Below are 19,674 nucleotides of genomic sequence, written 5' to 3' on the forward strand. Positions count from 1 at the left end.
GGTTCCCTTCTTTTAAAGCCTTTGGCAACACCCTCCAAGCCTGGAAACCAATAGATAACTTAACTCATTTTACGATGACGAACAGCATCGATAACATTGGGCAACTGACCGACCTTGGCAAGGATGCGTCCCAGGCTCTCCAGACTCGGAACTTCCATAGTCAGCAGCATGCTGGCTAAATGCTCTTCCTTGCTGGTCCGGGTCTGCATAGACAGAACATTCACCTTATCGTTAGCCAATACCACGGTAATATCTCTTAACAGGCCCGGGCGGTCATAAGCCGTAATGATAACATCAACCGGGTAACTGTAGTCCGGACGGGTTCCCCAGTTAACTTCTATCAGGCGCTCCGGCTCACGACTGCGCAAAGAGAGCGCCGTATTACAGTCTTCCCGGTGAATGGTTACGCCACGGCCAACGGTGATATAACCGATAATCGGATCCCCCGGCACCGGCTGGCAGCAACCCGCCATCTGAGTCAGCAGATTACCAACACCATCAATGGTAATGGTGCTGTCCGATAACCGTTCCTGTTGTGGTTTGGTGCGAATTTCAAACGTCTTCTCTTCTTCCGGCGCAACCTGCTTCTGTGCCAGGGAAACCACATGGCGAAGTTTTATGTCACCGGCACCGATACCGGCAAACATATCATCCGGTGACAGGCAGTTAACTGCCTGGGCAAGCTCCGGGTAATTAACACTCTGCAACGCCTGACGTTTAAGCTCCAATTCCAGCAGGCTCTGACCATCAGCGATATTGGCGTCCCGATCCTGCTTTTTGAACCAGCTGGTGATCTTGGCCCTGGCACGACTGGTGGTGACATAACCAAGATCAGGGTTCAGCCAGTCCCGGCTGGGGTGGGCATTGGGAGCAGTAAGGATTTCCACCTGATCGCCGGTTTTCAGTTTATGGGTTAACGGGACAATACGACCGGCAACTTTCGCGCCTCTGCAGCGGCTGCCCACTTCTGAGTGAATCCGGTAGGCAAAATCGATCGGGGTGGCTCCTACCGACAGATCAACCACATGCCCATCTTTGGTAAACACATAGATTCGGTCTGGCTCGACATCCGCACGCCACTGACCACCCAGCTCGCCCAGATCACCAAGGTCTTCATGCCACTCCATCACCTGACGCAGCCAGGAAATTTTTTCCTCGTAGCTGTCACTGCGGCTATTAACGTCAGTGCCCTTGTACTTCCAGTGTGCGCAAACACCCAGCTCTGCTTCCTCATGCATATCATGGGTGCGTATCTGAACTTCAAGGGTTTTGCCTTCAGGACCAAACACCGCCGTATGCAGGGAGCGGTAGCCATTCTCTTTCGGAGTGGCAATGTAATCATCAAATTCCTTGGGAATATGATTCCAGAGCGAGTGCACCACCCCCAGGGCTGCATAACAGTCACGGACTTCATTGGTGAGAATACGGACCGCACGAATATCGTAAAGATCACGGAAATCGACGTTTTTCCGTTTCATCTTCCGCCAGATACTGTAGATATGCTTTACCCGGCCACTGACATCCCCCTCAATCCGTGCATCCGACAACGATGCTTTCAGGGCATCTACGACGTTGGTAATGTATTTCTGGCGATCCAGTCGTTTGCCATCCAGTAGCCTGGCAATTTTCTTATAGTCCTGGGGTTTAAGGTAACGGAAGGAGAGATCTTCCAGCTCCCACTTGATATAACCAATACCCAGCCGATGGGCCAGCGGCGCATAAATTTCAAACACCTCCCGGGCAACCCGCTGACGTTTCTCCTTACTGGCATGCTGAACAGCCCGGATAGCGCAGGTACGCTCAGCCAGTTTGATCAGGGCAACACGGACATCGTCAATAATGGACACCAGCATCTTGCGAACTTTTTCCAGCTGGTCCTGACGATGATCGAGAACCTGCTTTCTCGGGTTCTGGATATTGCTGATGGCCGCCATGCCCTGAACGTCTTTGATCAGACCGGCAACCACCTTGCCAAAATTCTCTTCCACCTGGTCAAGAGAGAGCTTGGTTTCACGGACAGCCCGATAGAGGACCGCAGCAACCAGGGTATCCATATCCAGTTTCAGCTCGGCCAGGATCTCGGCCATTTCCAGACCGGTCCGGAAACACCCTTTTCCCGTAGGCCAGACTGTTTCTTCAGATTCGAGAGACCGCTGCAATGCCAGCAGCTCAGCCTGTTGGGCCAGCTCGCAGGCCTCCCTCAGACTATCCGTATCACCAACGCCGTAACGTTCCTGCAGGCGATTCAGCCAGGCACCCAGGTCGACACTGCCGTCGAAGAGCTGGGGCTGATCCTCTCTGACCTTGACCATCTATTCCATTCCATCTCTTTCTGTAAAAATGATGCCCTGTGTGGCATCAGGCTAGGAGGCTGACCAAGAATAGACTGCCCTACGCGGCAACTGCTCCTGCGTTGCACTAGCTCCTGCATCCATGCAGTCGTGCGGTGACAGAAAATTGGTCTAAAAAGTCGGAAATTTTTAGCAAATAGAACCACTATTCACTAAAAATTTCCGACTTTTTATCCTCAATTTTCTGCCATCCTCGCTACGGGGTCGCCTAGACGGGCGCTATTCTCGGTCAGCCTCCTAGACTACTTCCCCAAAGCAGCCATTAACAGGCTACTTTCCAATAAATTACTTTTTGACTATGACCTGACAAAAAGCGCCATGGACTCAACATGAGAAGTTTGCGGAAACATATCCATTACACACAAACGCTCAAGCCTGAAACCATGGGAGACCAGACTGCCGGCATCCCTGGCAAGGGTTGCCGGATTGCAGGAAATATACAACAGTCGGTCAGGCAATAAACAGGCCAGTTGCTCAATCATAAAATCCGCACCGGCCCTTGGGGGGTCCAGAACCACTATATCGTAATGCTCTTTTGCCCAGGGCTCAGTGGTGAAATCACTGGACAGGTCTGCGCAGTGAAAACTTACATTACTCAAACCATTCAGACCGGCATTTCTTGTCGCCTGGGCAACCGAACCCGGTGAACCCTCAACCCCAGTAACATGGCCTGACTGTTTTGCCAGTGGCAGAGAGAAATTACCCAGGCCACAGAACAGATCCAGCACTTTATCGGATGCTTGCGGAGTAAGCCACTGGATAACCTGCTCAACCATCGCCTGATTAATCACCCGGTTGACCTGGGTAAAGTCCTGTGGCCGGAAGTACAGCTGCACCCCTGATTCAGGTAGCGAGTAATGCAATGCGACTGCGGCATCGTCGTCAGATCTGGCAGGATATAAAAGCCGGATGTTCTCCGGACTACCCTGCAGGTACAGCAACAGCTGATGGGCAGAAGCAAACGCTGTCAACAGGGTTTGGTCTTCTTGCGACAGAGGACGAATATGACGCAGCAGTAACCCGCGCCCCTGCTCTGCCAGAAAACACTCCACGTGGGAAATGGCTTCCCGGCCGGTTAACGTTGGCAAAAATGACTTCAACAGTACGGGCATCTCCTGCAAAGGCTCTGCCAGTATGTGACATTCATTAATGTCACAGATGGCATTACTGCCCTTTTCCCGAAAGCCAAGGTTCAGTCTGCCTTTACGCCAGCGGATAGCAAAACGGCAACGATGACGATAGCCATAGGGGGGAGAAACCAGTGGTTCCTCAATGTGCTCAGGCACAACATGGGCAAATCGCCTTAACTGATCGAGAACGATGTGCTGCTTGCTGTCAAGCTGCCCTTCATGGGACCAGTACTGCAGGCTGCACCCTCCGCACTGACGAAAATGGGCGCAGGCAGGCTCACGGCGCTCGGGTGATGCCGACAGCACTTCTGATACACGGGCATTGATAAAACGACGTTTGTCTTCCAGAATCCGGACACGAACGGTTTCGCCCGGCAGTGCCCCGTCAATAAAGAGGGTCTTCCCATGGTAGCGGGCAATCCCGCGACCATCATGGGAAAGCCCGTCAATACGCACATCCTCATGAATAATAACAGGGGTTGAGGCAGCACGTTTAAAGCGCATAGAGTACTTCCAACATTCTCTTGAAACCATAGCCCATGGCCGTTTAAAAGCGCAATGTTACCTTGGATATTGAGTACAACAAACCCGGATTCATACCTGCATACATGGAAATTCAATCATGGCCAGAGAAACCGGTGAACGGTTTTCCTATGGCAGAAATACGCCAGTGGAAAGATAGCGATCACCACGGTCACAGATAATCGCCACAATGGTGGCATGCGCTACGCTTTTTGACAGTCTCAGGGCAGCAGCAACGGCTCCCCCTGAAGAAACACCGCAGAATATGCCTTCTTCCCGGGCCAGCCGCCTCATGCATTCTTCAGCTTCTGTCTGACCAATATCCATCACCTCATCAACGGCGGAACGGTGAAAAATCGCAGGCAGGTATTCGGGACTCCAACGACGGATGCCTGGTATCTGAGCCCCCTGTTCCGGTTGCAGGCCAACGATCTGAATGGCAGGATTCTTCGCTTTCAGATAACGGGAGGTCCCCATTATCGTCCCGGTAGTGCCCATGGAACTGATAAAATGCGTGACCGCACCCTGAGTCTGCTGCCAGATTTCAGGCCCGGTGGTCCCGTAATGCGCCAGGGGATTATCCGGATTGGCAAACTGGTTAAGTACCTTGCCCAGGCCCTGTTGCTGCATTTCCAACGCTTTATCCCGGGCACCTTCCATGCCATTACTGACCAGAATCAGTTCTGCTCCATAAGCACTCATTGCTGCACGACGCTCGGCGCTCATATTGTCCGGCATAATGAGGATCATCCGATAACCGCGCACGGCCGCTGCCATCGCGAGCGCTATACCGGTATTGCCACTGGTGGCTTCAATTAATGTGTCCCCCGGGCTGATGGCATTGCGGCGTTCTGCCTCGGCGATCATGGACAGGGCTGGTCGATCTTTCACGGAACCGGCCGGATTTTGTCCTTCCAGTTTCAGTAGTATGGTATTTGAACTCTTCCCCTGCATACGCTGCAGACGAACCAGAGGGGTGTTGCCAATAATCGACTCTATTGTCGGATATTCCATGGACATATAACTTACGTAGACTTTATTATTCCGGCAATAATACCGAACAAAAGCCAAACAGGGAAAGGCAGTACCATGAAACAGCACCTTACGGCATTCCGCCAACGAATTCTTCTGCTCGCCTTTCTTCCCGGCATTATTGTTTCCCTACTGATGGGCGGTGTCTATCTGGTTAAGCGTTATCAGGAACTGGACAACCAGCTCATGGCCAAGGCATTGACTCAGTCTGAACAGCAGGCAGCCGTTACCTCACTGCTGCTGGACAACACCCGACATGAAGAACTGCAAGCCCTGATCAGCATGCTGCTGGATGACAGGGATATTCGGGCGGTAAGCCTGGTCGATGAGCAAGGCCGGGAGATTCTTCATGCAGGCCCAAAGCTCACGGCCACCGGAAATTTAGCCTCGCTGTTAGAACCTGGTCAGAGCTGGTTCCGGAACGACCAGGTCATCCAGGTTGCCGATCCAATCATCAGCCCGGATACGACCAAAATTACTGGCTGGCTGATTACCGATTACGCCTACGCAGAAACGCATCTGACCCAATTTCGCTCTCTGGCGTTCAGCATTATTGTTGTCTCTATGGGGTTATTGGTGGCATTGATCATTAGCCTGAAGCTGGGCCATGGTGTTACCCGCCCCCTGGACCGTATGGCAAGGGTCATTGATCGCATCAAGGATGGCTTCTTCGATACCCGACTGCCGGACAATCCGGGCAGCCTGATGTATGAACTGGAATCGTCTATCAACGTTATGCTCAATGGCCTGCAGAGCAAACATCAGAAGATGACCAGTCATATTGCCCAGTACAATGATGAACTGCAGGAAACACTGGAAACCATTGAAATTCAAAATGTCGAACTGGATCTCGCCAGAAAGGAAGCACTTGAAGCAAGCAGAAGCAAGAGCGAATTTCTGGCCAATATGAGCCACGAAATCAGAACACCGCTGAATGGCATTATTGGCTTTTCCAACCTGATGCTGAGTTCAAGGCTCACACCGCAACAATACGACTATGTCAGTACCATTGAGAAATCCTCTCAGGGACTGCTGACGATGTTGAATGACATTCTTGATTTTTCCCGTATGGAAGCCGGTAAGCTGGTGCTGGATCCCCAACCCGTCTACCTGCGGGAGATCGTTGAGGATGTTATGACGTTTATGGCACCTGCCGCCTATGGTAAATCGTTGGAAATTGTCCACTTTATCTACGACGATGTTCCTGAACATATCATCATTGATGGACTGCGGTTGAAGCAGATCCTCACCAACCTGATCAGCAACGCCATTAAATTCACCAGTTATGGTTCCGTTGCTGTGCGAGTAATGCTGGATCAGGAAGGCAAACCTGATCAGCAAGAAAGTAACGAACCCCTGACCCTGAGAGTTTCAGTGGCGGATACCGGCATTGGCCTTACCCGGGAGCAACATCACAAACTGTTCCAGGCTTTTGCCCAGGCAGACTCCAGCAGAACACGCAAGGCTGAGGGAACCGGGCTTGGCCTGTCGATTTGCAAAAACCTGGTTGAGCAAATGGGTGGAGAAATTGGCCTTGAGTCCGATCTGGGTCAGGGAGCAACCTTCTGGTTTACCTTTAAAACAACCCTGAATAACCAAAATGGTGAACCGGCTGATGGTTGTGAGCAGGAAGACCTGGTACCGACACTGCTGCACGGCCAGAATGTACTGCTTATCGAACCCCATGAGCTGACCCGGCTATCGATTTTTCACTTACTGGATAAACTGGGTGCAAATATCACCGCAGCAGCCAGCATCCATCAGGGAATGTCAGCAAACAAGACAAATGTCTCCTACGACTATATTTTCATCAACCCTGATAATATCGCACCGGTTCAGGGGATCACACAGTTAACAGCCTCCTATAGCAACGCCAACATTATTGTACTCAGTTCATCAGGAATAACAGGCACTATGGATCCTGCTCTTCCTGACGGTACTGATACGCTTCTGAAGCCCGTTGGACTGAACCGGCTGAAAGCACTGCTGACCCGTATAAACGGGAATCAGGAAGGCAAAAAAATTCAACAACAGATCAACAAATCCCTGAGTATTCTGGTCGTTGATGACAACCCGGTAAACCTGAAATTGCTGAAAACCATCCTTGGCAACCTGGGGCAAGATTTGCAAACCGCAGAAAATGGTTTTGATGCCATTGAACTGTGCAGGCAGTTCACTTTCGACATTATTTTCATGGATGTTCATATGCCGGTCATTGATGGACTCGAAGCCACAAGGAGAATTCGCAGTGAAATCCCGAACCACCAGCGCCCCCCTATTATTGCAGTGACTGCCCATGCGCTGCCCGAGGAGAAAAAAATGCTGCTGCAAAGTGGCTTTGATGATTACCTGAGTAAACCGGTCAGTGAAAAACACGTGATAAGCATGATCAATCAGTGGGCAAAGATGCCTACCGAGATAACGGAGCATAGAGAATATTTTCCACCATCAAAGCCCGGCATTTCTTTACATCCGGCAATAGATCAATCGGAAAGTCCTGTAGATATCAACCTGGCGACGCAACTGGCTGCCGGAAACCGGGAACTGGCTCAGGAGATGCTGGTGATGATGAAAGAGGGACTTGATGACGATCTTGTAACTCTCAGAGATGGCTGGGCTGCCAATAATTATTCGGCTGTACTGGAACGGGTACACCGATTACACGGTGCCTGTCGTTATTGTGGAGTGCCGGAACTGGAGCGTATTTGCAACCGGCTGGAAACACGACTGAAGAAATACAACACCCTGGCCCATAATCAAGTCACTGAAGACTTTCAATTATTGCTTCAGTCCATCACCCGTCTCAATCAGTGGGAAATGGAGAGTCTGGAAACGGCTGAGGAAGCATGATATCACTTTCAAAGCCGTTTATGAGGGTGGTGAGGCTGCGATGAGCAAGAGAGCTGATTCAGCTCTCTATTACTACAAAGGCAATCGCATTATCCTGCTCATCAGAAAGACTGAGGTGAAGCCGTTTAACCCCTCTTTGCTGCTGCAATTCAAGACCATAATCCGATAAAAACAACTCAGGAGCGCCTGAAGTATTATTTCTTACCTCAATGTGCCGGAATGACAGCTTGCCGATTCCTGTACCAAACGCTTTGGCAACAGCCTCTTTCGCCGCAAAGCGCTTGGCCAGCCAGGCCGGTGAGGATGAACGCTGCTGCCATTGCGACAACTCATGGTCCGTGAGAATCCTCCTGGCAAACGCCTCACCCAGCCGACTGAGTGAGCGCTCAATCCGATCAATACGGACAATATCTGTCCCTATTCCAACAATCACTTAAAACGCATTCCGCGCAGCTGCCAACATAAGGGCTTTCATCTCTCGCACCGCTGGTTTCAATCCCGTAAACAGGGCACGGGCAATGATCGAGTGCCCAATATTCAGTTCATTGATACCGGCGATCAACGCGACAGGCTCAACATTCTGATAATTAAGGCCATGGCCAGCATTGACGACCAGCCCCTGTTCCAGACCAAACACCACCGCATTTCTAAGACGGTCAAGCTCATCCTGCATGGCTTCAGCCGTCGAAGCTTCAGCGTAAGCACCGGTATGCAGTTCAATGGCAGGCGCTCCGGCCCTGACAGCGGCTTCAATCTGATCCAGATCAGGATCAATAAACAGCGAGACTTCAATCCCCTGTTTCCCCAGGCGCTCACAGGCGGGAGCCACACTGTCAAACAGGCCTTTCACATCCAGTCCGCCTTCAGTGGTGACTTCTTCCCGCTTCTCCGGAACCATGCAGACATGTTCAGGTTTGAGCTTTTCCGCAATGCCAACCATTTCATCGGTCACTGCCATCTCCAGATTCATTCTGGTCTGCAGAGCTTCACGAATCCGGAATACATCATGGTCCTGAATATGTCGGCGGTCCTCACGCAGGTGCAATGTGATGCCATCTGCCCCGGCCTCTTCAGCTTCAATTGCCGCCTGAACAGGATCAGGATAACGAATCCCCCTGGCCTGCCGGATGGTTGCAATATGATCAATGTTGACACCCAGCAAAATACGCTGATGAGGAATCATAAATACACCTGTTGTAGAAAATGGCGCAGTGAATTGTGCGACCGTTATCGGGATTTGGAGAGTGCGCCATTTTCTACTAATGGCCTCTCCGGTGGCGTTTGAGGTTTTCTGTTAGTAAACAGCATGCGGCTCTGCATAGGCCTGTCTCCGATAAGCGGTTTCATGGCCTGCCTGGTGAAGCGCTTGAAACCCGGATAGAAATCAGCATTGGTGAAATCCCTGGCCGAAAGTGCTTGCAGCAACTCTGCGTTGTAACAAAACGGTCTCTCATGGTAGCTGACTTGTCCATGGGTCGGTACCAGCCCATGCTCAGGTTCAAAGCGATAAACCATGCCCTCTTTTAAAGGCGCATCACTGACCACGTCCCAGTCAAGCGGTGGGGCATAGCCGCAGAGTTCCAGCAAATCCAGCTCAAAGGAACGGAGCAACGGTTCAAGAGGCACGTTCTGATGAAGATGAGCCAATAGGTCCCGGTATAAATCCGTCACGCCATCCACCAGCTGCCCCGGAATCATTGATCGCATCAACAACTCATTGGCATAGAACCCACAATAAAGCCGCTCGCCGGTCAGAAAGGTAAAGCGGTCAAGCTCCAGGTCAACCAGTGTTTTCAGCTCACTTCGTCCTTTCCAGCGCACCAGTACCTGATGAAAAGGCTGTAACAGCGAAGCCAGCCGGGACTTCGACTGCCTTACTCCCCGAACCACCATGGCCACACGGCCATGACCTTCCACTAAAAACTCAGCAATCACTGAGCGCTCTTTATAAGAGCGCCGATGCAGCAACCAGGCTTTATGGAATTCATTACCAATCACAGGTTGTGATCATACCCCAGACTTTTCAGGGCACGCTCATCGTCAGACCAGCCTGCCTTGACCTTAACCCAAAGGTTCAGCATGACTTTTGAGTCGAACATGTGCTCCATATCTTTACGGGCCTCCTGTCCGATTTTTTTCAGTCGTGCTCCCCGGTCACCAATAACAATGGCTTTCTGGCCCGCTCTTTCCACAAGAATCAAGGCACTGATGGTCAACAGTGGACCTTTCGGCCGCAACTCATGCTTGAACTCTTCAATCTCCACCGTCACTTCATAAGGCAGCTCATCACCCAGCTGACGCATGACCTTCTCCCGCACCAGCTCAGCGGCAAGAAAACGGGAACTGCGGTCCGTCAGTTGATCTTCAGGAAAATGATGAACGCCTGCCGGAATCAGCCGGGTAATCATTTCATCCAGCTGTTTCAGGTTATGGCCGTGCTGCGCAGAGATGGGCACCACCCCATGAAAATCCATTTTTGTTGACAGAGACTCAAGGTGCGGGATCAATTGCCCCTTATCCGTGATCTTGTCCACTTTATTAATCGCAAGAATAACCGGACAGCGGGCACCTTGTACCTTTTCCAGGACCATCTGATCCTCTTCATTCCAGGTCAGGCGGTCAACCACAAAAACAATGGCATCAATACCCGCCAGGGCACTGCTGGCCGCTTTGTTCATATAGCGGTTGATCGCTTTTTTCTGCACCTTGTGCATGCCCGGCGTATCAACATAGACCGTCTGAACCCCCTGCTCCGTCTTGATACCCAGAACCTGATGGCGGGTAGTCTGGGGGCGGCGGGAGGTAATGGAAAGCTTCTGGCCGAGCAGGTGATTCAACAGGGTTGATTTGCCAACATTGGGTCTGCCAACAATGGCGACGTAGCCACAGCGGCTGTGTTCCGAAGCGGGATCGGAAAGGCTGAGTTCATGAGCAGCGGGCTCTTCACGATTTACATCAGATGTCATCTGTTTTCTGCGCTCTTAATGATCAACGCCAAGCAACTTCAATGCATTGCGAGCCGCTTGCTGTTCAGCACCACGACGACTCGACCCTTCCCCCTGCGACGGCTCATCCAGACATTCCAGTTCACAAATCACTGAAAAGTGCTGGTCATGAGCTTCCCCCTGAATATCTGTCACTTGATATTTTGGCAGTGACTGCTGCCGCGCCTGCAGATATTCCTGCAAGCGGGTCTTCGGATCTTTATTCTGCTCATCCGTCGTGGTCAGTTGATCCAGACGAGTGGTAAACCAGGCGCGAATTCGCTGGTGACAAACGGCCATACCGGCATCCAGGTAAATCGCACCAATAATGGCCTCAACCGCATCCGCAAGAATGGACTCACGCCGGAAGCCACCACTTTTCAACTCACCGGAGCCAAGACGAAGAAAGTCGCCCAGTTCAAACTCCCGGCCAAGCTCGGCCAGGGTTACACCGCGCACCATTCGAGCCCGCAGGCGGCTCAACTGCCCTTCTTTGGCATCGGGAAAGCGCTCATAGAGGGCTTCAGCAATAACAAAGTTGACAATCGAGTCGCCAAGGAACTCCAGTCGCTCATTGTTACGACTGCCAAAGCTGCGATGGGTGAGCGCCAGCGCCAACAGGCTCTGATTGGAAAATTCATGCCCTAACTTTTTCTGCAGTCGGGCAAGTTCAAGCGTTTTCACTGAGTTCCAGCTTTCCAGTTATGTTCAAACGTTAATACCAGATCAACGTTATGGAAAAAATGAATCCGTCGCTCGTAGTCAATATCGACAGCGACAACACCGTTTTCGCGGGTGACCTTAACCTCATTGCGATCAAGCTTTATCAGGTTTAGCTGCAACCCTTTATTTATCCAGGTTCTCACCTGGGTAACGGATGCAGTGGCAGAGCCTGGCCGGTCAGTTAATGAAGATACCACCTGCTGCACAGAGTGGTCATCCATATAAAAGGGCACAACCTTAACCGCAAAAGACAACAATAGTCCACCAATTAACAGGTAAAACAGCCAACTGACTGCACTACTGCCTCGTTGTCGGCTCTTCATACCATACATAAGATTCTCTCCTTAGACAGCTTACTCAATCACCCCGTTGTTCTTAAAGCCGGGAAGTTGAGTCCAGCTCGGCCAGTGCATCCAGATGTAAACCGCCTTACCCACAATATTCTGTTCAGGAACATAGCCCCAATACCGGCTGTCATTGCTTCGGTCACGGTTATCCCCCATGACGAAGTACATGCCGTCAGGCACAACCCACTCACCTTCAGCCCGGAAATCATGACTGGTCAGCTCTTTTCGAACCTGGTAGCGCTTGCCTTCATCACCTTCGTTATAGAGACGATAAATGGATCGGGCATCACTGAGTTGTGCCACAAACTCTTCAGGAACCACCTGGCCGTTCACCGTCAGCCGCTTGTCCGTATATCGAACAACGTCGCCAGGTAAACCGATCACACGCTTGATAAAGTTGATATTTTCTTTCCCTGGCTGTTTAAACACCATCACATCACCACGATCAGGCTCACCGATGGCAAGCACCTTGGTGCCTGACACGGGCAAACGCAAACCGTAACTGTATTTATTAACCAGAATAAAATCACCCACTTCCAGGGTCGGAATCATGGAGCCAGACGGAATTTGAAAAGGTTCGAACAAAAAGGATCGAATCACCAGAACAAACAGCAAAACTGGGAAGATAGACTTGGAGGTCTCAACCACGGCTGGCTCCCTGGCCAGCTTCTCAAGGGCGTCATCGTCTCCGCCCTCGGCACCGAGCCTGGCAACAGCAGCCTTTCGCCTTGGTAACAAAAAAAGTCGGTCAATCAGTGCGATGATACCTGTAACAACAACCGACAGTACCAATAGCAGTGGAAAGTTAAAATCCATGGCTGTTTTTCTCTTATATAATCAATGGTGAATTATTTGTCGACCTTTAGAACTGCCAGGAAAGCCTCCTGAGGAATTTCCACACGCCCAACCTGCTTCATCCGTTTCTTACCGGCCTTCTGTTTTTCCAGCAGTTTACGCTTACGACTCACGTCACCACCATAGCATTTCGCAGTGACGTTCTTTCTGAGCGCTTTTACCGTGGTCCGGGCAATAATCTGCCCACCGATGGCGGCCTGAATGGCAACATCAAACATCTGGCGGTGAATGATCTCTTTCATTTTTTCCGTCAGAACCCGTCCGCGGGAAACGGCGTGATCCTTATGCACAATAACCGCCAGTGCATCGACTTTTTCACCATTGATCAGAATATCCACCCGAACCATTTTAGCGGTTTCAAAACGATCAAAAGAGTAGTCCAGAGAAGCAAACCCTCTGCTCACCGATTTCAGTCGGTCAAAGAAATCCAGCACCACCTCGTTCATCGGAATATCGTAGGTCAGTGAGACCTGACCACCCGTGAACTGCATATCTTTCTGTACGCCGCGCTTTTCAACGCAGAGAGAAATCACATTACCGAGATATTCCTGAGGTACCAGAATATTGGCCCGGGAGATAGGTTCACGAATTTCATCAATACCTGCAGGGTCAGGCAGTCTGGAAGGGTTATCAACTTCCACCACACTGCCATTTTTCATATGACACTGATAGATTACCGTGGGAGCCGTGGTAATCAGATCCAGGTCATATTCCCGCTCAAGTCGCTCCTGAATGATTTCCATATGCAGCATGCCCAGGAAGCCACAGCGGAAACCAAAGCCCAGCGCATCACTGCTCTCCGGCTCATAAAACAGGGAAGCATCATTCAGACTCAATTTTTCCAGCGCATCACGAAAATCTTCAAAGTCATCCGCGCTGACCGGGAACAAGCCGGCATAGACCTGCGGCTTAACATGTTGAAAGCCTGGCAGCGCTGCAACATCCTGGGTTTTCAGATGAGTCAGGGTGTCACCGACGGGAGCACCGTGAATATCTTTGATACCGGCAACCACATAGCCAACCTCACCGGCTTTAAGAACTCCGGTGGGCGTCCGCTTGGGCGTGAAAATACCGACATTATCCACAACATGAGATTGTTTGGTGGATTTAACGATGATCTTTTCTCCCTTGCGCAACGTACCGTTTTTCACCCGCACAAGAGACACGACACCCAGATAGTTATCGAACCAGGAATCGATGATCAGTGCCTGCAATGGCCCATTGATGTCACCTTCAGGGGCAGGAATAGTGGACACCAGTCGCTCAAGGACATCCTCAATGCCCAAACCACTCTTGGCAGAACAGCGGACAGCATCGGTCGCGTCAATACCGATAATCTCTTCAATTTCCTGGGAGACCCGGTCTGGCTCTGCCTGGGGCAGATCCATTTTATTCAGCACAGGCATGACTTCCAGCCCCTGCTCTATGGCGGTGTAGCAGTTAGCAACGGATTGCGCCTCAACACCCTGGGCCGCATCCACCACCAGAAGCGCACCTTCACAGGCCGCCAGGGAGCGTGAAACTTCATAGGAAAAGTCAACGTGCCCTGGTGTATCGATAAAATTCAGCTGATAGGTATTACCATCTTTGGCATGATAATCCAGCGTCACACTCTGGGCCTTGATGGTGATGCCACGCTCGCGCTCAAGCTCCATGGAATCAAGCACCTGGGCCTGCATTTCACGATCACTGAGCCCTCCACAGGTTTGGATAAAACGGTCAGCCAGGGTTGATTTCCCATGATCAATATGGGCAATGATGGAAAAGTTCCTGATTAAGCTTAGGTCGCTCACGATAGTATCTACTATAAAAACGTCACAAAAAGCGATCCCCGCAATCGCGGGGACCGTCTTGAATTAGGGAATTGGCCTGCTGATCAAACTGACTTACCGGCTGTTAAACAGCATGAATTGATTTTATTCATGCCTGTGGCTAAAGCTCCGGCAGCAATTAACACGTGTCTGACCTGCATAAATGATTCCATAATATTCTATAACATGTCAGCACACTACTCCATGGTCATAAGTAGTTAACCATATTTGATCACTCCTGTAACCGGAAGGTGATGTAACCGGGATTCCCACCGCGAATAACCCGCATTGAAATTGAGCGGTTCCTGGGCAGTTTGGCGACCACTTTTTTGAATTCTGCCACCGTTGTCACACTGCTATTGTTCAGATCCGTGATAACATCGCCCTGGCGCAACCCAATGGAACGACCAGCACCCCGGTTAACGCCGATCACCACCAGCCCCTGAACATCCTCATCCAGGCGCAGCTTACTGCGATAATTCTCATCAAGCTCTGCTACCTGAACACCTAAAGGATTCTTATCAGAAGGCGTCTTATCTCCCCTATGTTCAGGGGCACCACTATTTTCATCCGGCAGCTCACCCACTACAACATCTACGGTCTTGCGCTTGCCATTGCGGATATATTCAAGCCTGGCTTTTTCGCCGGGTTTTATCACCCCCACCGACATTGGCAATACGCCTGAGCTGCTGATAACTCTTTCATTAAATCTGACAATAATGTCGCCGGGATGAAGCCTTGCCTTATCAGCCGGACCACCGGGAACCACCTGACTGATCAATGCCCCCATGGGTTTTTCCAGACCAAACGATTCGGCAAGATCCCGATCCACATCCTGAATGGCGACCCCCAGCCATCCCCGGGTGACATAACCCTTCTCTTTCAGTTGATCAACCGCCCACATAACATGATCAACCGGTATGGCGAATGACAGCCCCATAAAACCGCCAGAGCGGGTAAAAATCTGGGAGTTAATTCCGATGACCTCGCCATTCATATTAAACAGCGGACCACCCGAGTTACCCGGATTGATAGGGACATCGGTTTGAATAAACGGGACATAGGAGTCGCTGGGCAGGCTTCTATTCAGAGCGCTGATAATGCCTTTGGTAATCGAATATTCAAAATTAAACGGAGACCCAATCGCTGCTACCCATTGACCAGACTTAACACTCTCGGAATCACCAAGCTTAACGACGGGCAGACTGCGGTCATTGTTAATTTTTAACAGCGCCAGATCCGAACGCTTATCGGCACCGATAAGTTCTGCAGAACGCTCACTCCTGTCACTGAGTCTGACAATAATCTGATCAGCACCTTCGATAACATGGTTATTGGTCAGAATGTAACCGTCTGACGAGATAATAAAGCCAGAACCGAGTGACATCGGTTGAGAACGTCCGGAAGGGTTTTCATCAGGCAGCGGGATACCAAAGTAACGGCGAAAAATTTCAGGAATCTCCTCCCCGCCCGGCCCATATATTGACGGTCTCGCTTTTGGCGTGGCCAGAGTACTGATATTCACTACCGCTGGTGATGCCTGTTCAAACAATGCCGCAAAATCTGGCAGGCCGGAACCCCTGACTGAAGCATTTGCCAGTGTTGCGTAAAACAAAAGCAGGGAAAACCCAACGTTATAAAGTGACTTTTTGCAGAGAAAAAACACCCTACTCATATTATGTTTTCTCCAGTATTCGACTATTGAAAAAACTCACCGCAGCCATACGCTCCTGCGATATTATTTATAATTACGTGATAACAAGGCGACCCGGCAGCATCAGAAATAAAACAAGAAAACTCATTCCTGCCTGGAAGAAAGCGTTCGCCCGGAGGAGCTGCCTGATAACGACAAATTGTCAGAGGGTAATACCCTTACCACATCAACACGGCACATATCAGCTGACCTCTTCCCAAATAACTTTACTGCACCAAAGCCACATGCCAGGAGCAAACCAGCTGAGACAAGCAGCAGCCAATCTGCTGCCCCCATTACAGAGGACAACCAGATGCCAGCCATCATAAGCAGAAGCGGGAAGAGATAAATCAGAAAAGAAGCCTTTAGCAAGGAGCCTTCCGGAATACCGACCACAACCATGTCACCCTCTTTCACTACCCAGGGACAAAGCGCTTTGATATATGAAAAGGATGAGCCGACCCTGTACTTTTCAAAGAGATGCTGCCCACAACCGTTTCGGGCACTACAGCTTGAACAACCGGACTGTCTGATTGTTTCAACCCAGACAAAATCATGCTCTACAGCCACAACTCGTCCCTGCTCTTCTATCATATTCCTGAAAACCTGATATAGATCGGTAACGAAATAATACAAAAAAAACCAGTCTTCAAGTCCAGCAAACTTACTTGATCATTACATCAAGGCTTCATTTTTACCGGACGAACAGATACAGCCACCCTCTCTGCCGTACCCAGAGGAATATCACCAACAACCGTCACATGGAAGTACTGATTTCCCTCTCTGTAAATCTTTGAAACCGCCGAAAGAGCACCGATTTGTTCAGAAGCCTGACTTAGTACCCGAGTATCATCCTGCTCAACAAAGACAGAGAAACTGGCAATTCCATCAGAAAAAATCAAAGCATCTACATCGTGCTTGCTAACCGGAGAAGGACGGACGGTGCTGTTTTCCAGCACAAAGCCATCAGGCAGCCAGCCCGTTTCCCATTCCGGGGGCACATCAGGTTTCTCTGAGTGTTCTGGGTTGCTTCTTATCTGAATAGTTTCATCGACACCGGAGGGCTTGCGGTCCAGAAGCGCCAGAACATCATCTGACAGCTGACCAACATTCAGGGATGTAAACTGCAGTCGCTCAATGATTTTACCCTGATCATCAACCAGCACTGATTTCAGCAACAGTGAGGATACCCGATCAAGCCATAACTGATAGCCATAACGGAAACGATCTTTCGGCAGCACAAGCAACAGCACGGCTTCTCGACCAGCAACGCGGTCAATACCTACAATTTTCAAGTCATAGAAACGCTCAGATACACCAGACTGGAACTTGTTTACTACCGGCATCAATGAACCATGCTGAAACCTGGTCACCCCTTCGTTATAACTGGAAAAGAAAAGTTCATTTCCGGAGCGTATGACTTCCCTGGGAGCGCCATCCAGATAGAGAATGCGTTCTTTTTCCGAAATATTCTCAGCTTCAGCCTGATGAATAACACTTAATGTCTGCAGCTGCGCTCCCTGCTGATAAACAAACTCTCCCCGAAAGCTCAGACTTTTGGCAGAAGCAGCCATTCTTTCAAGCAGGTAAACTGCATCGGGTGATGTTTCCGCAGACACAAAGCCACTGACAAAAAAACATAGAACCAGTAACTTTCCGGTAATCCATTGCATCTGTTTCATAAATTTATTGGTTGTCAAAACTGGTCAATCTGGCAAATGACAAAATACTCTGGCCACTTCCCATTGCAGAAAGCTCTGCATGCTGAAGTGCATAGGCATGAAAACGCTCCCTGGTTGCCCTGTCAGCAAGACTCTGGGCATAAGCAAGTTGCTCAGGGGTAATACCGTCATGCTGCCTTGAGTTGTACCCGGCACGAATACCCAATGCACCATAATCGTTATGACCTGATTGTGCCAGCTGTACTGGCTGAGTCAGGGTAACCGGTTCATTTTCAGCCAGAACCTGCAAATCAGGAGACGGATTACTGTTTCTGACCCCGACAACAATGGCAAAAGCCACCGAGGCTGCAACCGCAACCTTACCCAAAGAAGCCCATACATCCTCAAAAAAGCGCCCGGATACGGGGCTGATCGCAGAAGAACCTTTTGCTCCAGAGACATTCTGCGCACCGGTATTATCGGCCTCTTCCTGCTCTATGGCATTCATCACGCCCCTGGAAATATCGACATTGGCAAATTTGCTGCTGTTTCCACGCAGTGTCTCACCAATCAGCTGATAACGACCCGCAAGCGCCCGAAGGTCATCGTCCTTGCCGATACTATCAATCACTCGGCGCAATTCCAGCTCACTGGCCTGTCCATCCAGAGAAACCGATAAAGATTCTTTCAAATGTTCTCTGGCACTGTTTTGAGAACTCTTTTCACTCATAGACAAACCTCTGGTATTCATGCCGACCTTCACTCTGTCGCACATGAGTTAAACCCTGTTTAACCACTTTGCCCTAATAACGGTCTGATCTCACGATCAATGGCTTCACGAGCCCTGAAAATTCTGGACCGTACAGTACCTACCGGGCAGTCCATAACATCGGCAATTTCTTCATAGCTGAGGCCATCAAACTCCCTCAACATTACCGCTGTTCTCAGTTCATCGGGTAAACGCTGAATGACATCATGGATAACCTGCTCGATTTCATTACAGTACAGGTTGCGCTCAGGGGTATCAACGACCCTCAGGGTTGTCGCTGTTTCCAGAAAGTCTGCATCATGAACATCGATATCAGACTCTGGCAATCTTCGCCCTTTGGATACCAGGTGATTTTTGGCTGTATTGACAGCAATACGGTACAACCAGGTATAAAAAGAACTGTCACCACGAAACTTATCCAGTGCACGGTACGCTTTTATAAAAGCCTCTTGCGTAACATCCTGAACTTCCTGAAAGTCACTGAGATAACCGCCAACCAGCCCAAGAATACGGTGTTGATATTTAATGACCAACACATCATAAGCTCTCTTGTCACCCTGCTTTACACGATCAACCAACTGCTGATCAGTATCCGGACTATCAACCATTCAGGCATCTCCACCCATGCATGGCAGGAACACCATAAAAGGCACCATCGTGCAATAAAGGGTTTAGCTCAGCAGCAAGTATATAGACCATCAAAATGAAGAAAAGTTCCTGATATTTTCAATTTTTTACTTCAAAAGGTATCTGTCCACCACAACCCGGTTTATCCGGGTGTTGTAGTTATATTTATATTGGAAAACCGACAGGTTATTTTTAGCACCTCAACGACACTACAGTAACTTCCAGACATTCTATATTATGCCCTGACAATGAATATTCCAGGTACCCGGCTGGCCCGGTTGAGAAAATACACAGGTCAGACAAGTTTACTCGGGCCTCT

17 protein-coding genes are annotated in these 19,674 nt (G+C 50.1%); 1 reads left to right on the forward strand and 16 read right to left on the reverse strand.

Going from position 1 to position 19,674, the window contains the following annotated elements:
* Positions 1-59 precede the first annotated feature (59 nt).
* The 3 genes from relA to cysM form a co-directional block, all read right to left on the reverse strand.
* Positions 60-2,312 carry a GTP diphosphokinase gene (relA, locus tag CX664_RS07820; protein WP_101746198.1) on the reverse strand — a complete coding sequence of 751 codons (2,253 nt, stop codon included), beginning with the start codon at positions 2,310-2,312 and terminating at the stop codon, positions 60-62.
* 335 nt (positions 2,313-2,647) lie between these two features.
* Positions 2,648-3,985, reverse strand: coding sequence for a 23S rRNA (uracil(1939)-C(5))-methyltransferase RlmD (gene rlmD / locus CX664_RS07825; RefSeq protein WP_180966418.1), 1,338 nt, complete (start codon positions 3,983-3,985; stop codon positions 2,648-2,650).
* A gap of 147 nt (positions 3,986-4,132) precedes the next feature.
* Entirely contained in the window at positions 4,133-5,017 is an 885-nt protein-coding gene (gene cysM / locus CX664_RS07830) for a cysteine synthase CysM (protein WP_219622144.1), read from the reverse strand.
* A 75-nt stretch (positions 5,018-5,092) separates the two neighbouring features.
* On the opposite strand from cysM, the gene CX664_RS07835 reads away from it, so the two are divergent.
* On the forward strand, positions 5,093-7,885 hold the full coding sequence (locus CX664_RS07835) for a response regulator (RefSeq protein ID WP_101746201.1): 2,793 nt from the start codon (positions 5,093-5,095) through the stop codon (positions 7,883-7,885).
* 58 nt (positions 7,886-7,943) lie between these two features.
* On the opposite strand, the gene acpS is transcribed toward CX664_RS07835, so the two are convergent.
* The 13 genes from acpS to rpoE form a co-directional block, all read right to left on the reverse strand.
* Entirely contained in the window at positions 7,944-8,318 is a 375-nt protein-coding gene (acpS, locus tag CX664_RS07840) for a holo-ACP synthase (protein ID WP_101746202.1), read from the reverse strand.
* Positions 8,319-9,068, reverse strand: coding sequence for a pyridoxine 5'-phosphate synthase (gene pdxJ / locus CX664_RS07845; RefSeq protein WP_101746203.1), 750 nt, complete (start codon positions 9,066-9,068; stop codon positions 8,319-8,321).
* Between the two features lie 44 nt (positions 9,069-9,112).
* On the reverse strand, positions 9,113-9,883 hold the full coding sequence (recO, locus tag CX664_RS07850) for a DNA repair protein RecO (protein WP_101746204.1): 771 nt from the start codon (positions 9,881-9,883) through the stop codon (positions 9,113-9,115).
* On the reverse strand, positions 9,880-10,851 hold the full coding sequence (gene era, locus CX664_RS07855) for a GTPase Era (RefSeq protein WP_101746205.1): 972 nt from the start codon (positions 10,849-10,851) through the stop codon (positions 9,880-9,882). Before era ends, recO begins: the two co-directional genes overlap by 4 nt.
* Positions 10,852-10,866: 15 nt before the next feature.
* The gene (rnc, locus tag CX664_RS07860; RefSeq protein WP_101746206.1) at positions 10,867-11,553 is read right to left on the reverse strand and encodes a ribonuclease III; all 687 of its coding nucleotides are present in this window, start codon (positions 11,551-11,553) and stop codon (positions 10,867-10,869) included.
* Positions 11,550-11,924, reverse strand: coding sequence for a DUF4845 domain-containing protein (locus CX664_RS07865; RefSeq protein WP_101746207.1), 375 nt, complete (start codon positions 11,922-11,924; stop codon positions 11,550-11,552). The genes rnc and CX664_RS07865 overlap by 4 nt, the downstream gene beginning before the upstream one ends.
* A gap of 21 nt (positions 11,925-11,945) precedes the next feature.
* Positions 11,946-12,755: a signal peptidase I gene (lepB, locus tag CX664_RS07870; protein WP_101746208.1), complete on the reverse strand. Its 810-nt coding sequence runs from the start codon at positions 12,753-12,755 to the stop codon at positions 11,946-11,948.
* A gap of 32 nt (positions 12,756-12,787) precedes the next feature.
* Entirely contained in the window at positions 12,788-14,587 is a 1,800-nt protein-coding gene (gene lepA / locus CX664_RS07875) for a translation elongation factor 4 (RefSeq protein ID WP_101746209.1), read from the reverse strand.
* 250 nt (positions 14,588-14,837) lie between these two features.
* Positions 14,838-16,280 (reverse strand): DegQ family serine endoprotease, encoded by a 1,443-nt coding sequence (locus CX664_RS07880; RefSeq protein ID WP_101746210.1) that lies wholly within the window; start codon positions 16,278-16,280, stop codon positions 14,838-14,840.
* A 123-nt stretch (positions 16,281-16,403) separates the two neighbouring features.
* Positions 16,404-16,892 carry a SoxR reducing system RseC family protein gene (locus CX664_RS28085; protein ID WP_101746211.1) on the reverse strand — a complete coding sequence of 163 codons (489 nt, stop codon included), beginning with the start codon at positions 16,890-16,892 and terminating at the stop codon, positions 16,404-16,406.
* Between the two features lie 86 nt (positions 16,893-16,978).
* Positions 16,979-17,998: a MucB/RseB C-terminal domain-containing protein gene (locus CX664_RS07890; RefSeq protein ID WP_101746212.1), complete on the reverse strand. Its 1,020-nt coding sequence runs from the start codon at positions 17,996-17,998 to the stop codon at positions 16,979-16,981.
* Entirely contained in the window at positions 17,985-18,710 is a 726-nt protein-coding gene (locus tag CX664_RS07895) for a sigma-E factor negative regulatory protein (protein WP_180966420.1), read from the reverse strand. The genes CX664_RS07890 and CX664_RS07895 overlap by 14 nt, the downstream gene beginning before the upstream one ends.
* A gap of 38 nt (positions 18,711-18,748) precedes the next feature.
* A complete protein-coding gene (gene rpoE, locus CX664_RS07900) occupies positions 18,749-19,336 on the reverse strand; it encodes an RNA polymerase sigma factor RpoE (RefSeq protein ID WP_101746214.1) in 588 nt (195 codons plus the stop codon).
* Positions 19,337-19,674 lie beyond the last annotated feature (338 nt).

It is taken from the genome of Endozoicomonas acroporae (assembly GCF_002864045.1).
GTDB classification, from domain to species: domain Bacteria; phylum Pseudomonadota; class Gammaproteobacteria; order Pseudomonadales; family Endozoicomonadaceae; genus Endozoicomonas; species Endozoicomonas acroporae.